Here is a 15,440-nt window from a genome sequence, read left to right on the forward strand (position 1 = left end):
TGAAAAAAGGTCTCAAAGAATTCAATCTTTGAGACCTTTTTTTATTTGTCCATGTTAGCTACCTCAGATCATAAGGTATTTAATTCTTTCACCTTTTTGGGAAATGGCTTCTTTAGAGATTAGCTCTTCATATAGCATAGTGGTCATTTCCTCTCCATATTCATAGTCTTTATAGAAATTGGAAATGTAATTTTGGAATTTCTTGACTGTTTTTGGTCTTCTGACTGGAGTGATTGTCTTGAGATTCCTGATAATTGTAATGGCTTCATCACTAAAAGCCTTTTCATTTACAATTTCTACAGTTTCTTTTTCATCAAGGTTCAATGCCGAAGCTATATTTTTATAGCTTGGCTCCAACAAGCGCATACATACCCTTCCTTCTTTTTTGATAATTGAAATCAGGTTATCATATGCCTTTGAGTGGCTTATTATGACAAAAGAAGAATTTCGGTGAGCTTTCTGATGAAATTCACCCAGTTTTAGTTTCATTAAATCCTCTAAGTAGTCTTCAGATGCTTTGGAAGCTTGAAACAACTTGCACTGTGCTTGAAGCTGCCTTTTGAGTTGCTGAAGAGGTTTGTTGATCCTAAAGTCCTTTTCTAAAAAGAATACAAACTGCCAACGGTTGTCATCAAAACCTTCAGGGTTAATATCCTGTGCTGAAATATGATCTATAAATACGTAAGATTTCATTCTAATCGATTGCTATTGACCTCAGGTCAAAATTATTTTCCGCAAATATAGACCTTTGATTCGAGTTTTCGGGGAAATGAGATGTATTTGACTCTTTAAATTACCAATTTACTTGTCATTTGAATCAATCAACGATTGAATGGTATCGATGACCAATGAAGGGTCCAGCCTTTGATAAGGGCTTAGCGACAGAAAGTGCATTCTAATAATCCCTGACCTGTCAATCAGATATGTGGCAGGGATGGGGAGTTTGAGGGTGCCTTCTCCATTGAATTTTTCGAGATGGACATTCTGGTTGTGGTAAATATTGTTCAGGTAATTTGGTACTGTATAACCTATTCTAAAACGCTCAGCTACTTTACAATTTGGGTCACTGTAAAGCTCAACTTTTAGTTTCCTTTGGTTTACCAAAGATTGGTTGTATTCTATTTTTTGGGGAGAGATCGCAATTACTTTCGCATCCAAAGTACTGAACTTCTCATAATGCTTTTCATATTCAACTAATTCAATGTTGCAGAATGGGCACCAACTGCCCCTGAATATATTGATGACAAGCCACTTCCTGTTATGTATTTGACTAATTTTTTGATGTTTCCCTTCTACATCCTGTAATGCAAAAGATGGCATGACGTCACCAGTCTGTAATGCAAAGTTTGTAAGGTCAGATGCAGAAAGTGTATCGGCAATTGCTTTATACTTGGCAAGGTCATCCGGGTTAGAGGTTTTAGCTAACTTCTCGGCAGTTAACAAGAGTCTTTCTGAAAATGACACAGAGGTGAAACTAGTTTTCAAGATGGTAGACTTTTGGTTTAACGGGAAAGGTTTAGTTGTATCAATATAATTCTATTAAGTTGAAGAGGATAAGATTATATTGTAAAAAACACAGATGAACCACCCTTAAAAACCAATAAATATTACATATGGAAAATGCGACGATTCAACACAAAAAAAGAGTTGATGATTTTCAATCTCCAGATTTTTATCAGTTAGATGACTTGTTGACAGATGAGCAGTTAATGATTAGAAATGCTGCTCGCGAGTTTGTCAAAAAAGAAGTTTCACCCATTATAGAGGACAGTGCTCAAAGCGCTAAATTCCCTTCTTATCTTATCAAAAAATTTGGGGAACAAGGATTGTTCGGACCTAGTATTCCTGAGGCATATGGTGGCGGTGGAATGTGTGATATTTCCTATGGGCTAATTATGCAAGAGGTTGAGCGAGGCGATTCAGGCTTGCGTTCCATGGCTTCAGTGCAAAGTTCTTTGGTGATGCATCCGATCTTTGAATATGGAAATGAGTCGCAAAGAATGAAATGGTTACCCAAATTGGCAAGCGGGGAGATGTTAGGTTGTTTTGGACTGACAGAGCCTGATTTTGGTTCGAATCCATCAGGAATGAGAACACACTTTACAGATGAGGGGGATCATTACCTGCTAAACGGAAGTAAAATGTGGATTACCAATTCTCCGTTAGCAGATATTGCAGTGGTTTGGGCTAAAAATGAAGCAGGCAGGGTACATGGACTTGTAGTGGAAAAAGGTATGGAAGGCTTTTCAGCACCCGAAATACATAACAAGTGGTCGCTGAGGGCAAGTATCACGGGAGAGTTGGTATTTGACAATGTAAAAGTTCCAAAAGAAAACCTATTGGAAGGGAAAAGTGGATTAGGTGCTCCATTGAAATGTTTGGATAGTGCCCGTTATGGAATCTCATGGGGTGCTTTAGGAGCTGCCATGGATTGCTATGAAACGGCTAGGAAGTACACATTGGAAAGAGAACAGTTCGACAAACCAATTGCGGGTTTTCAGTTAACTCAAAAGAAGCTGGCTGAAATGCTGACTGAAATAACCAAAGCCCAGCTGCTTTGCCTAAGATTAGGGCAATTGAAGAATGCAGGGAAAGCAACTTCAGCACAGATTTCAATGGCTAAGAGAAATAATGTAGAAATAGCACTCAAAATAGCAAGAGAAGCTAGACAGATGTTAGGAGGGATGGGCATCACAGGAGAGTATCCTATCATGAGGCACATGATGAATTTGGAGTCTGTTGTAACATATGAAGGCACTCATGATATCCACCTTCTGATTCTTGGTCATGAAATTACAGGAATACCGGCATTCAAATAAGAGGTTGTCATAGAATAATTGTAATTTTGCAGTCCTTTTTGGAAATAAAGACTGAAACGCACAAATGGACTTTAAATACTACATTATCTATAAGCCTTACGGTATGTTGCCCCAGTTTAGTGATGCTGATGGTAGACCAACTTTGGGGCAACTTTATTCCTTTCCGAAGGATGTTTATCCGGTTGGAAGGCTCGATCTTGATAGCGAAGGGTTGTTGATTATCACGAATGATAAGCGACTGAACCATCGTTTGCTTGACCCGAAGTTTAAACATAAACGGGAATATCTTGTTCAGGTAGATGGTGACGTTACACCTGAAGCAATAGCAGAATTATCTAATGGCGTGACGATTTCTGTCAATAAGAAGAAACACAATACTTTGCCTGCTATTGCTAAAAAGATGGAGGATGTTCCTGAGCTGCCTGAGAGAAATCCACCCGTAAGATACCGGAAATCAATCCCAACTTCATTCGTTTCCTTGACGCTGACAGAGGGGAAAAACAGACAAGTCAGAAAAATGACTGCAGCTGTTGGTTTTCCTACACTGAGGCTTATCAGAGTGAAAATTGAAAAGTTACGATTGGGACAAATGAACCCAGGTGAGGTGATGGAACTTAAAAGAGATGTGATTTATAAAGCACTCTTTGGCAAGTCTAAAATTTAAACATCTTCCATTTCCATCAATCTTTGTAATTCTTAGGGAAGTCAAAAAATAATAGCTTCCCTTTTTTTGCCTCTTTCCAATGGTCGGTGTCAAAGGAAATACCGACTATGCCTGCTGTAGGAATATTGTCAATATATTCATCAGTGAGTACATTGGCTAAGTCTGTAAATGTAGGGTTATGACCAAATAACATCAGGGATGTAACTTTATCATCGCATGATTTGATTAGGGTCAATAAGGTATTGGTACTGGCTTCATATATTTTATCGGCATAGATAATATTATCAGGGTTAAGTCCAATTTCCTTCACAATTGTGATCGCAGTTTCCTTGGCTCTTTTTGCAGAAGATGAGATGACCTGCTGTGGAATAACCCCTTTTTCATGGAGTACTTTTCCCATTAATGGGGCTGCTTTTAAGCCTCTTTTATTTAATGGTCTGTCAAAGTCTGAGAGTTCAGGGTGGTCCCAGCTTGACTTGGCGTGACGAACCAGATAAAGTGTTTTCATGGAATTGATCCGAAAGTTTTGTTTAGATTAAATTTCTATCTAAAATACTATTTTGAAATATGCGTTGCTATTAAGTGAAGAATAATTCAAAAATTAGATTAAATGTTTCAATTTTTTAGGCTGCTTATCAAACTGTTTTCTGAAGCTTAACACAAAGCAAAGCTGAACAAGACCAACATTGTATGAGAATAATAATTGCCTTGGCAAGTCTACTTTGTCTTCTGGTTAATATGTCATCGGCTCAGGTTTCAACTCCCAAATATGCAAATGAATATTTAGCAATTGGAGTGGGAGCAAGAGGCTTGGCGATGTCCAATTCACAGGTTGATATTGTGGATGATGCTACTGCTGGGTATTGGAACCCTGCAGGATTATTAAATATAAAGGAGAAGTATTCCGCATCGCTGATGCATGCATCCTATTTTGCAGGTATAGCCAATTATGATTTTGCGGGTTTTTCGACAAACCTTGATAAGAAAAGTGCTATAGGTATTTCCGTTATTCGCTTCGCTGTCGATGATATTCCTGATACCAGATACCTTTTTGATGCGTCCGGAAACCTTGATTACTCACAGGTCAAGTCGTTTTCAGCCGCAGACTATGCCTTTATTTTTTCATATGCCCGCCGATTCCCTGCCTTGAAGGATATAAAGTTTGGTGCCAATGTAAAAGTGTTACATCGTAATGTTGGGATTTTTGCCAATGCTTGGGGGTTTGGCTTTGACTTAGGAGCACAAACAACATTAGGTAAATGGAATTTAGGTATAACAGCAAGGGATATTACGGGTACATTTACAGCGTGGCGTTTCAATTCAGCTACCTTCTATGATGTGTTCTCACAAACAGATAATACAATTCCAGATAATTCCTTAGAAGTGGCTGTCCCTCGTCTCTTAATAGGCGGAGGTAGAAATTTCCCTATCCTATCCTCTAAGTCAAAAGATGATGTCAATACCCCTTCTATTTTGAGTTTGCTGGTATCAGTTGGGGCTGATATCACATTTGATGGTAAAAGGAATACTGTAATCAAGACTGAGTTTGGAAGTATTGACCCACATGCAGGTCTAGAGTTTCAGATTTATGATGTGGCATTTGTACGTGGTGGAGTTGGAATGTTTCAATATGAAAAAGATTTTGATGGATCAGAGTCTCTTACTTTTCAACCAAACTTTGGATTAGGTATAAAGCTGAAAGGCATTACGATTGATTATGCCCTGACTGATATTTCAGATCAGAGTGCTGCTTTGTATTCTCACGTATTTTCAATCAAAGCTGGATTTGGTGTTTCTAAAAACATCACACCTAGGTATCAGAGAAACAGGGATTTACTTTATTACTGATTGAACTATTAATGATAATAGTATGAGATATATTCTAGTATTTATATTACTAACTTTTTCTTATCTGCATTCTTTCGCTCAATCAGCGTCTGAATTCAAAAACTCATGGATAAAGGACGATCAGAAATACTTCAAGCTTAAAGTAAGTGAAAATGGGGTATATCGTGTGACTTATGATGAGTTGAAAAGTGCAGGTTTCCCTGTTTTGACAGCAAAGTTTAATGAGCATCAGATGTATTGGAGAGGACTAGAGGTCGCTATACTTGTCCATGATGACGATGGAGATAATTTTTGGGATGCTGGTGATTACATTGAGTTTTATGGACAGAAGAACGAGGGTTTCCTAGATAAGGAGTTGTTTCAGTCAGGGGGAGGCAATAGTACAAACCCGTATGAAAGCCTTTATGGAGATGCGACTTATTACTTTCTGACAGTTGAACCAAACCTGACACAACCGAAAAGAATTCAGACTGCACAGGTTAGTGAGAGTGGGTTAGGTGTGGTCACTGAAGTCTATAGGCGAAAGCTATTTTCTTACAAAGACAACTTCTCTTACGGTGAACCTGCATACATCGACTTTGAAAGAGATAAGGAGCATATTTACAACAGCTCTTATAACAGTGTAAAAGGATATACTGCTACACCAACCGTTCATAATAATATTTCGGACTATGGTAAGTGGGATGGGATATTTCAGTTAGATGAGTTTGATGCGAGCAGTGGTGGGAATTTTGAAGTAGCGTATGGCTTGGTAAGCTTTGAAGCAAAAGAATTTGGGGATTATATAGCGGAAATAGAGGTTTCTGTAGGACCTTCAGCAGCAAGCAAGCAGTTGCTGGATACCGTATTGTCAATACAGGAGTATAAATCCCTGAATGTATTGCATGACCTTCCTTCATCAAACATCAGCAGTACGGGAGAATTGAACCTTTCATTTTTTGATAAGACTCATGCTACCTTAACTCCAAACAGGAAATATATCAACTATGCTCCTTCTTATTTCTTGTTTACATATCCTATAACGGATATTCTGAATGGAGATAATTCAAATGAAGTATTGCTCGAACCTTCTTCAAGTACTGTAGGAAGCTTGGTGAAACAATCGGGAGGAAGTAGGCTTTGGGTTTTTGCAGATACGGATGAAACTAAGTCTACCCCAATTATCCTTTCTGAAAATAGTGCAGGTCAATTTAAAATGCCTGCTGGTCTCAATACAACTTCAGGAGATAAGGTTGAAGGGGTTGTCTTTAAAGAAACTCAATCAGTTGAGGCAATCTCCAATGCTACATTTTTGTATTTGAATCCAACTTCAACTTATGACTTTTTGCTGGTTACGCATAAATCATTGGCTGAAAGAGCTGGAAGCTATCAGGTTAATGATGTCATAACAGAGTATGTGAAATACAGAGAAAGTGAAGCTGGTGGTGGACACAGTGTATTATTGGCTTACATTGATGACCTATACAATACTTTCAGTTATGGAGAGGTATCCCCTTTGGCATTGAGGGAGTTTTCAAGAATGATGTGGAATACGCATCAGTCTGAGTATCTCTATCTGATCGGAAAAGGGCTTAGTCTAAATATAGCAAGTGGTGAAGATGAGAAGAACCTGATTCCGGCATTTGGCCTTCCAGCAACTGATTTGGGTATTACTTTCGGATTGGAGGGGAGTGCTACTGAAAATCAGTTTGTACCGTATATGGCAGTTGGTAGACTCCCTGCCAGAACACCATTGCATGTTGCCAATTACCTTGATAAAGTAAAGGTATATGAGGGCGAAGGTTTTATGGACTTGTGGAAGAAGAAGTCATTGGCACTTGCTGGGGGTTTTTCAGGAAAAGACAATACTCGATTTATTTATTACCTGAACAGTTTAAACCAATATTATGAATCACAGTTTGTAGGGGGAACTACAAAGATGGTGAGTAAGTCTTCTACGGATAGGGTTGAACTGGTAGATGTAACAGAAGATGTAAACAATGGAGTTGGGTTAATGACTTTCTTTGGACATTCCTCATCTGTTGGACCTGATATTGAAGTGGGAAGGGTAGAGCAGGGATATGAAAACTTTGCTCGTTATCCTGTTGTGCTAATGAATGGATGCAGTGGTGGAAACATCTACCAAAACCAGGAAACATGGGCAGAAAACTGGACATTGGCAAAAGATCGGGGAGCCGTATTGTTTATGTCAAAATCAGGTTATGCATTGGATGTGAATAATATCCTTTTGGCTTCGAATAGTTATATCTATAATAATGCATTAGCTGTATACCAAAGAGCGTTTAGCGATAGTACCTTGGTTGGTAAACCTTTTGGTAAAGCAGTACAGGAAGCGTATAAGGAAATCATCATCGACTCAAAAAATAAAAGTGATTTCAATATTTACTTGTCCCATGTGGAGCAAATTGTTTATCAAGGAGACCCAGCAATACAGATCACTGCTGATAAACCGGAATTGGCAATTAAGAAGGGAGAAGTGAATTTCCTTCCATTAGGAGAAGATGAAGCGTTGAGGTCAACGTCTGATTCATTTGCAATTGAGTTTCCTATTTATAATTACGGTAAATATACAGCTGGTGAATCTGTAAATATTGAAATCAAAAGACTGATAGGGGAAAGCAAGCAAGTTTCAATAAAGCAATTTACAGTCCTGATGCCTAAAAGTGTTGATACAGTCAATATTGTATGGGACAATAGGTATGATAAGGATATTGCTTCTGGCGCCAATGAGTTTGAAATTAAATTGGATTACGAAGATGTACATGATGAGTATGATGATATCTTGAACAATGTCATTACAGAGGTATATAACTTTCCTTCAAACTTTAACAGAATCGTCTATCCAAAGAATTTCAGTGTAGTGGGGACAGAAGAAATCACTGTTTATACGCATGACTTAGGATACAGCGGAGAGGATAGAGATGTGTATTTGGAAGTTTTCTCACCTTCTACTGGTATTTCCAATGTCCGTTTATCTCCGATTGAGGTGGGGAATGGATTGGCTAAGTGGACATTGAATTTGAATGAATACAGTGTTGGTTCATTGGACAATAATGAAGTCTTTTTCATTAGAACAGGATATGCTGTCGCTGATGAGAATGATGTGGAGGTTTTGGATGAGATTTCATTTACCTACCGGAAAGGAGAGAAGGGTTGGATGCAAAGTGTTGTGCCTGAATTTGAGAAGGACTCTCTGAAGAACGTTCAGCTAAGTAGCAATGGACTTTGGTCAATTAAGAATAAGGAAATTGATCTTGAAATCTATACATCTCCTGACCAGTATTATGTCCTGTATAATGGAAAAGAAGTGATCAGTAATAGGTATTGTCATGAAGTTGTTCCTAACAGGCAGTACCACCTGAATTCTAAGCTGCTTATGTTAGCTATAGATCATAAGACAGGAGAGTTTGCAGCGTATTCTAAAAGAAGGTGGAATAACAGGGCTACTGGTAATGATTTGGATCGTATGATTTGTGGTATTTGGAATAACAGTCCATCTGTATGGATGTTGGACTCACATTTCAAGCCTAATCCAAGTACAAGGTGCGCAAGTAACTTAGTAGCATTTATGTATGGAGACGAGCAATGTAACCCAATCAATGATGACAATAGCATTATCATGCAAGGTACTTATGATCCTGAAGATTATGCCATTATCCTAACTACAAAGGGGATGGATTTATCAGGACTTAAATCATCTTGGACAGGGACTTGGCAATCTAACTACGATGAAACAGTACCATCAACTTGGAGTAACTACCAAGTTTTGTATGAGGCAGGTATAGATACTACAGATAATAGCAAGCTAAATACGCAGGAAGGAAGACCATACATAGCAGTGGTTCGTAGGAATGCTAGAAGTTTGGGACTGGAAGCAGATGTTGTCGAGCGCATTGCAACCGATGAGGGTGGAGATGTCAACATAAACTATCACATTGATATTGTACCTGAAAACGGCGTTGTGGAAACTGCATTTATTGGTCCAGCCAATAGTTGGGAATCTTTAAGACTAGGAATGGAGTCTAGTGTAAATGACAGTTGGGCGTTAACCTTAAGTGCTATTAATCCACAAGGTGTAAGTTTAGATACAACGATCACCAGTTATACTGGTGAAGTAGATTTATCATTTCTAAATACAAATGGAAAAGCTTATTACAGCCAGTTGAAGCTATCCATGGTGTTGATGGATACGGTAGACAATACCTTGCCTCAATTGAAATCTTGGAGGGTGAATTATACGCCAGCTCCTGAAGGGTTCCTTTACCTGACAGATAGCATGAAGCAAGTAAAGACTGAGTATTATCAGGGAGAAGATTATGCTGTAGCGTATTGGTTTGAAAACTTATCTGAAGAAACATATCTGGAGGAGCAATTGGAAGCAGAATTCTTTAACTCCAAGGCTTCAGCAGATACACAAAGAGGAATTGTACCAGTGATTTCTCCTAAGCCAGGTGAGAGGACAAAGGTTGAGTATACAGCAAATACTTTTGATCAAGGGCTAACGGGAAGTCAAAACCTTTCGGTAACAGTAGGTAGACCTGAGTATGAAGGATTCTTCTTCAACAATACCGAACAGTTTAACTTCAGTGTAGAAGCGGACAAAAAGAACCCATTCCTTGATATCCTATTTGATGGAAGAAGGATTATGGATGGTGATATAGTGGCACCTAACCCTCAGCTTACTGTGTCTCTCAAAGATGATAACCCTTACTTGCTAAGAGAAAACTCAGATAACCTCAATATTTACCTTAATGATGTCTTGCTTGATATCGAGTTGTCTGAAAAATCAGAAGACAATATTGGAGAGAATAATTATGTATTGAGTTTTCCTTTACCCCAAGCGATTACAAATGCTACTGCGTCAAATGGTAGGGTCGCTGCTTCAACATTGCTGAACGATAAAGGATACCTGAAAGACTCTACATATATACTGCATGTCGAGGCGCAGGATTTGGCTGGAAATTATGTAGGCAGTAATGTTAGTGAATCTGAAGATGACCCTGAGAAAGCACGTAAAGAATCTTATCGGGTTTCTTTCACAGTGGATAGTAAACCTTCGATTACACAATTTTATCCGTACCCTAACCCTTTTTCTGATAAGGTTCGATTTGTTTTTACCCTAAGGGGGATAGACGTTCCTGATGAAATCAAAATTCAGATCATGACCGTGACAGGTAGAATCGTTCGTGAAATCACGCAGGATGAGCTAGGGCCTGTGCATATAGGAAACAACATCACTGAATATGCTTGGGATGGCAGGGATGAGTTTGGAGACCAGTTGGCTAATGGGGTTTATCTATACAGGGTATTTGTAAGAATGAATGGGGCAGGGATGGAACACTATGAAACAGATGGCGACTATTTATTCAAGAAGAATATTGGTAAGCTTTACTTGATGAAGTAATCATCAAGTAAGTACAAATAAAAAGGTCAGCATTACTGCTGACCTTTTTTTATGCTTTGTTTCTAAATTGAAATTATTTAGAAGGGTATGGTCTAAGTGTATGACCAGTGTAAATTTGTCTTGGACGAGAGATAGCTTGCTTCTGCTCTCTAGACTCTTTCCACTGAGCGATCCAACCTGGAAGACGACCAATCGCAAACAGTACTGTAAACATATCAACTGGGAAGCCAATTGCTCTGTAGATAATACCTGAGTAGAAGTCTACGTTAGGGAACAGCTTTCTTTCGATGAAGTACTCATCTTGAAGCGCAACTTCCTCTAGGTGCTTAGCAATCTCCAACGTTTTGTCGTTGACACCAAGGCTGTTCAGTACATTGTCACAGTGCTTCTTGATGATTTTCGCTCTAGGGTCAAAGTTTTTGTAAACTCTGTGTCCGAAGCCCATCAGTCTGAATGGATCGTTAGGATCTTTCGCTTTGTCGATGTATTTCTTCACATCACCACCGTCAGCTTTGATCATTTCAAGCATCTCAATTACCTTTTGGTTAGCACCGCCGTGCAGGCCACCCCAAAGTGCGTTGATACCGCCAGAAATAGAAACATAAAGTGATGCTTGAGATGAACCAACAACTCTTACTGTAGCAGCCGAACAGTTTTGCTCGTGGTCTGCATGCAGGATAAGAAGTTTGTCCAGTGCCTCAATAACTGCAGGGTTAACTTCATACTCATCTGTTGGAAGACCGAACATCATGTTCATGAAGTTTTCGATATAACCCATTTTGTTGTTAGGGTAAACCAACGGATGACCTTGACCATTTTTGTAAGACCAAGCTGCCAATGTAGGAAGCTTTGCAAGTAGTCTGTGAATCGTCAAGTCTACTGCCTCACTGTTTCTGTTAGGATCAAGTGATTCAGGGTGGAATGCTGTCAACGATGTTACCAACGAAGAAAGAACGCCCATTGGGTGAGCTGTAGCTGGGAAGCCATCAAAAATCTTTCTTACGTCTTCATGCACCAATGTGTGCATTGATATGTCGTGCTGGAATTTCGCTAGCTCAGTTGCTGAAGGTAGTTCACCGTAGATCAAAAGGTGAGCTACTTCCAAAAATGTAGACTTCTCTGCCAAGTCTTCGATAGAGTAGCCTCTATGTCTTAGGATACCTTTTTCGCCATCTAGGAATGTAATGTCTGATGTGGTAGAACCAGTGTTTTTGAATCCAACATCCAGGGTGATCAGTCCTGACTCTCCTCTAAGCTTGCTGATGTCGATTGCTTTTTCGTTTTCTGTACCCTCAATAATTGGGAGTTCGTACACTTTGCCGTCGTAGTGTAACTGTGCTGTTTTCTCCATGTTTGCTCTGGTTATATATATTGATCTATTGATTTTAGTCGAATAATAAGGTCTAATTATAAACTATCTTCACGCTAAGATGTTTCCATAAAAACATTAAATAAATGCAAAAACATTCCTGAAAGAATAAATCTCACACCGCACCTTTTTTTTACTCGAAAATTAATATTGTAATGAAGACCCTTCTTGGAAATTCGCCCTAATATATTTCAAGATTTTCTCATTTCCAATCATTATATGCTTTCAAATATGATTTTTTAAAGACATATTATTGATAAATTCCTCATTTATAGAACCCAAAGGAGATGTAGGAACAATGTTAATAATACCTTTAAATGTATCCAATGAGTAATCTCAGTGAAAAAAACTGTAAATATTACTGCATATGTTAGATATGAAAATTGTTATATGTTCATCCATGGAATTTGTAAAATTTTCGGATGCGTTTTGTGGCTTTGGAACTTTTTTTTGAAGTTTGTTAATTGTTAATGCACTTCATTGTTGCTTAATTTAGATGTTGATTGCTTAGAAAGGCAGCGTTAATTCGATTAAACTAATATGAATATACGCTCAATGAAAAGACAGGAATTGCATTTTCGGTCCTTTCAAGATAGCGACTGAGATGAAACGGAAGGTGAGACAGTTTTCTGTTGAAAAACTCCTTTAATAACCTTCAAACCAAGGTGGTTTTAGAGAATGTAAAACCACGATGTGAATGACTGGCTTTGAAATACAGGTCGGCCAAGTAGTTAATTAATAGTCAGAATTGCTGATAAAAACGAAGGCAAATGTCAAAAAACCTAGTAATAGTAGAGTCCCCGGCCAAAGCCAAAACTATTGAAAAGTACTTAGGGCAAGATTATACCGTAAAGTCAAGTTACGGACACGTAAGGGACTTGCCCAAAGGCAACAACGCTGTAGATGTGGAGCACGGATTTCAACCTGTTTATGAAATATCTTCCGATAAGAAGCAGGTAGTGCAGGAGTTGAAAAAGTTGTCCAAAAGTGCAGAAACTGTATGGCTCGCGACGGACGACGACCGCGAAGGAGAAGCTATTTCATGGCACCTGATGGAGGCTTTGGGACTAAAGCAAGAAAATACAAAGCGCATTGTTTTTAGGGAAATTACCAAAAATGCTATTCTGAATGCCATTACGGCACCTAGAGGTATTGACTTGGACCTAGTCAATGCACAGCAGGCTAGACGTGTACTTGACCGACTTGTTGGATTTGAGCTTTCACCTATCCTCTGGAAGAAAATCAAAGCCGGACTCTCAGCAGGTAGGGTACAGTCAGTGGCGGTTAGACTGGTGGTTGAGCGTGAAAGAGAGATTGATTCTTTCAAACCGGAATCATCCTATAAAGTAAGTGCTGTTTTTGACCTTGGTGGAGGAAAGAAACTACAGGCAGAACTTCCAAAGAAGTTTGCTGCTGAAAAGGAAGCATTGGAGTTTTTGGAGTCTTGTAAAGGAGCAGCCTATACAATTGCTGACCTGAAGACGAAGCCTGGTAAAAGAAGTCCAGCTGCACCATTTACAACTTCTACCTTGCAGCAGGAAGCCAGCCGTAAGTTAGGTTTCCCTGTTTCACTGACAATGTCAGTAGCACAGAAACTTTATGAGGCAGGACACATTACTTATATGCGTACGGACTCCGTAAATCTGTCTGATGAGGCAACGGCTTCTGCTTCAGCAGAAATCAATGCATCTTTCGGAGAGGAGTTTATCCAGACAAGAAAGTTCAAGACGAAATCAAAGTCAGCACAGGAGGCTCACGAAGCGATTCGTCCAACCAACTTCGCACAACACGAACTGAGTGGAGATTCGCGTGAAGCAAAGTTATATGACCTGATTTGGAAGCGTACCATCGCTTCACAGATGGCAGATGCCAAACTTGAGAAGACTACTGCAACCATTAATATTTCGTCAAGCCCTGAGGCTTTTGTGGCTACTGGTGAGGTAATCAAGTTTGAAGGTTTCCTTAAGGTTTATATCGAGTCAACAGATGATGAGGATGAAGAGGAACAAAAGGGAATGTTGCCTCCTTTGGAAGTAGGTCAGGTGTTAAGTCTTGATTTTATCAATGCAGTACAGCGTTTCTCAAGACCTGCGCCAAGATTTACAGAGGCGAGCCTTGTAAAGAAACTGGAGGAAATGGGTATTGGTCGTCCATCAACTTATGCTCCTACAATCTCAACTATTCAAAAGAGGGATTATGTGGTGAAGGAAACCAGAGATGGAAAAGAGCGTGAATATATCGCGATGTCTTTGGAGAATGATCAGGTTTCTAAAGAAGTGAAGACTGAAATCTATGGGGCTGAAAAGAATAAAATGTTCCCTACCAATACAGGTATGATTGTAAATGATTTTCTGGTAAAATATTTCCAGGATATCGTTGACTACTCATTTACCGCACAAGTAGAAGAACAATTTGACCAGATTGCCAATGGTAAGATTCAGTGGGCTGATATGATCAAAGGCTTTTATGATTCTTTCCATGAGACGGTAGAGGCAACTTCTGAGGTTGACAGAGCGGATGTATCTTCAGCTAGGGAATTGGGAGTTGATCCTGCGACTGGCAAAAAAATATTTGTGAGGTTGGGACGATTTGGACCTATTGCTCAAATCGGGGAGACGGTAGAAGACAGTGATGAAAAGCCCGTATATGCATCTTTGAGAAAAGGACAGTATATCGAAAGCATTACGCTGGAAGAGGCGCTTGAGTTATTCAAGCTTCCTAGAACTGTCGGTACGTTTGAAGATAAGGACATTGTAGCGGCTATCGGTAGGTTTGGTCCATACTTGCGTCATGATGGCAAGTTTGTCTCTTTAGGTAAGGAGTATTCTCCTGAGACAGTGGATGAGGAGACTGCTATCGAGCTGATCAAGGCGAAGCGAATTGCTGATGCGAATAAGATCGTGAAGACATTTGATGAAGATGCAGACCTTCAGATCTTGAATGGTAGATGGGGACCTTACATTTCTTACAAAAAGAAAAACTTCAAGATTCCGAAAGGAACAGAAGCCAAGGAGCTCAGCTACGATGAATGCGTGAAGCTGATGGAAGCAACTCCAGAAAAGAAAAAAACTACCAAGAAAAAAACTACGACAAAAAAGGCGGCAACCAAAAAATAATTGATGGAAGCTGATTAATGATAAGTCTCTGGTGATGTGTTCTCACGCTCAGAGACTTATTTTTTTAATTTCTTCAATTCTTATTTGGATATAGAATTATAAATTGACTCAAGTCTAATTTAATAATTAAAAATTCGCATAAGCGATTGTGTTTTTGTAGAAGATTTATTTAAAATTGCCACAAACAAAGAAAAACTGTTGCTGTTGACCTTATTGTCTG

General features: G+C 39.1%; 9 protein-coding genes. 5 read left to right on the top strand and 4 right to left on the bottom strand.

All coding sequences use genetic code 11. From position 1 onward, the window contains the following. Window positions 1-63 precede the first annotated feature (63 nt). Together V6R21_RS15250 and V6R21_RS15255 are read right to left on the bottom strand one after the other, a co-directional pair. Entirely contained in the window at window positions 64-693 is a 630-nt protein-coding gene (locus V6R21_RS15250; RefSeq protein ID WP_334244491.1) for a PIN domain-containing protein, read from the bottom strand. A 108-nt stretch (window positions 694-801) separates the two neighbouring features. Then, window positions 802-1,485: a peroxiredoxin-like family protein gene (locus V6R21_RS15255; RefSeq protein ID WP_334244492.1), complete on the bottom strand. Its 684-nt coding sequence runs from the start codon at window positions 1,483-1,485 to the stop codon at window positions 802-804. Between the two features lie 128 nt (window positions 1,486-1,613). Here V6R21_RS15255 and V6R21_RS15260 point away from each other — a divergent pair, with 128 nt between their 5' ends. Together V6R21_RS15260 and V6R21_RS15265 are read left to right on the top strand one after the other, a co-directional pair. After that, window positions 1,614-2,819, top strand: a complete 1,206-nt coding sequence (locus V6R21_RS15260; RefSeq protein ID WP_334244493.1) for an acyl-CoA dehydrogenase family protein — start codon at window positions 1,614-1,616, stop codon at window positions 2,817-2,819. A gap of 64 nt (window positions 2,820-2,883) precedes the next feature. Further along, window positions 2,884-3,483 carry a pseudouridine synthase gene (locus V6R21_RS15265; RefSeq protein WP_334244494.1) on the top strand — a complete coding sequence of 200 codons (600 nt, stop codon included), beginning with the start codon at window positions 2,884-2,886 and terminating at the stop codon, window positions 3,481-3,483. Between the two features lie 16 nt (window positions 3,484-3,499). Here the strand turns inward: V6R21_RS15265 and V6R21_RS15270 are convergent, their stop codons facing one another. After that, window positions 3,500-3,991 carry a SixA phosphatase family protein gene (locus tag V6R21_RS15270; protein WP_334244495.1) on the bottom strand — a complete coding sequence of 164 codons (492 nt, stop codon included), beginning with the start codon at window positions 3,989-3,991 and terminating at the stop codon, window positions 3,500-3,502. Between the two features lie 182 nt (window positions 3,992-4,173). Between V6R21_RS15270 and V6R21_RS15275 the strand changes: the two genes are divergently transcribed. Then, window positions 4,174-5,331 (top strand): putative type IX sorting system protein PorV2, encoded by a 1,158-nt coding sequence (locus V6R21_RS15275; RefSeq protein ID WP_334244496.1) that lies wholly within the window; start codon window positions 4,174-4,176, stop codon window positions 5,329-5,331. 22 nt (window positions 5,332-5,353) lie between these two features. After that, window positions 5,354-10,735: a putative type IX secretion system sortase PorU2 gene (gene porU2 / locus V6R21_RS15280; RefSeq protein ID WP_334244497.1), complete on the top strand. Its 5,382-nt coding sequence runs from the start codon at window positions 5,354-5,356 to the stop codon at window positions 10,733-10,735. A 73-nt stretch (window positions 10,736-10,808) separates the two neighbouring features. Here porU2 and V6R21_RS15285 read toward each other — a convergent pair whose 3' ends face one another. Further along, a complete protein-coding gene (locus tag V6R21_RS15285; RefSeq protein WP_334244498.1) occupies window positions 10,809-12,086 on the bottom strand; it encodes a citrate synthase in 1,278 nt (425 codons plus the stop codon). Window positions 12,087-12,874: 788 nt separating this feature from the next. Here V6R21_RS15285 and topA point away from each other — a divergent pair. Then, window positions 12,875-15,220, top strand: coding sequence for a type I DNA topoisomerase (gene topA / locus V6R21_RS15290; protein WP_334244499.1), 2,346 nt, complete (start codon window positions 12,875-12,877; stop codon window positions 15,218-15,220). Window positions 15,221-15,440 lie beyond the last annotated feature (220 nt).

Source organism: Limibacter armeniacum (assembly GCF_036880985.1).
Classification (GTDB): Bacteria; Bacteroidota; Bacteroidia; order Cytophagales; family Flammeovirgaceae; genus Limibacter; species Limibacter armeniacum.

Bases quoted from the DNA above. Each gene is read 5' to 3' on its own strand.
- V6R21_RS15250 (WP_334244491.1), bottom strand. From the start codon at position 693: ATGAAATCTTACGTATTTATAGATCATATTTCAGCACAGGATATTAAC.
- V6R21_RS15260 (WP_334244493.1), top strand. From the start codon at position 1,614: ATGGAAAATGCGACGATTCAACACAAAAAAAGAGTTGATGATTTTCAA.
- V6R21_RS15265 (WP_334244494.1), top strand. From the start codon at position 2,884: ATGGACTTTAAATACTACATTATCTATAAGCCTTACGGTATGTTGCCC.
- V6R21_RS15270 (WP_334244495.1), bottom strand. From the start codon at position 3,991: ATGAAAACACTTTATCTGGTTCGTCACGCCAAGTCAAGCTGGGACCAC.
- V6R21_RS15275 (WP_334244496.1), top strand. From the start codon at position 4,174: ATGAGAATAATAATTGCCTTGGCAAGTCTACTTTGTCTTCTGGTTAAT.
- porU2 (WP_334244497.1), top strand. From the start codon at position 5,354: ATGAGATATATTCTAGTATTTATATTACTAACTTTTTCTTATCTGCAT.
- V6R21_RS15285 (WP_334244498.1), bottom strand. From the start codon at position 12,086: ATGGAGAAAACAGCACAGTTACACTACGACGGCAAAGTGTACGAACTC.
- topA (WP_334244499.1), top strand. From the start codon at position 12,875: ATGTCAAAAAACCTAGTAATAGTAGAGTCCCCGGCCAAAGCCAAAACT.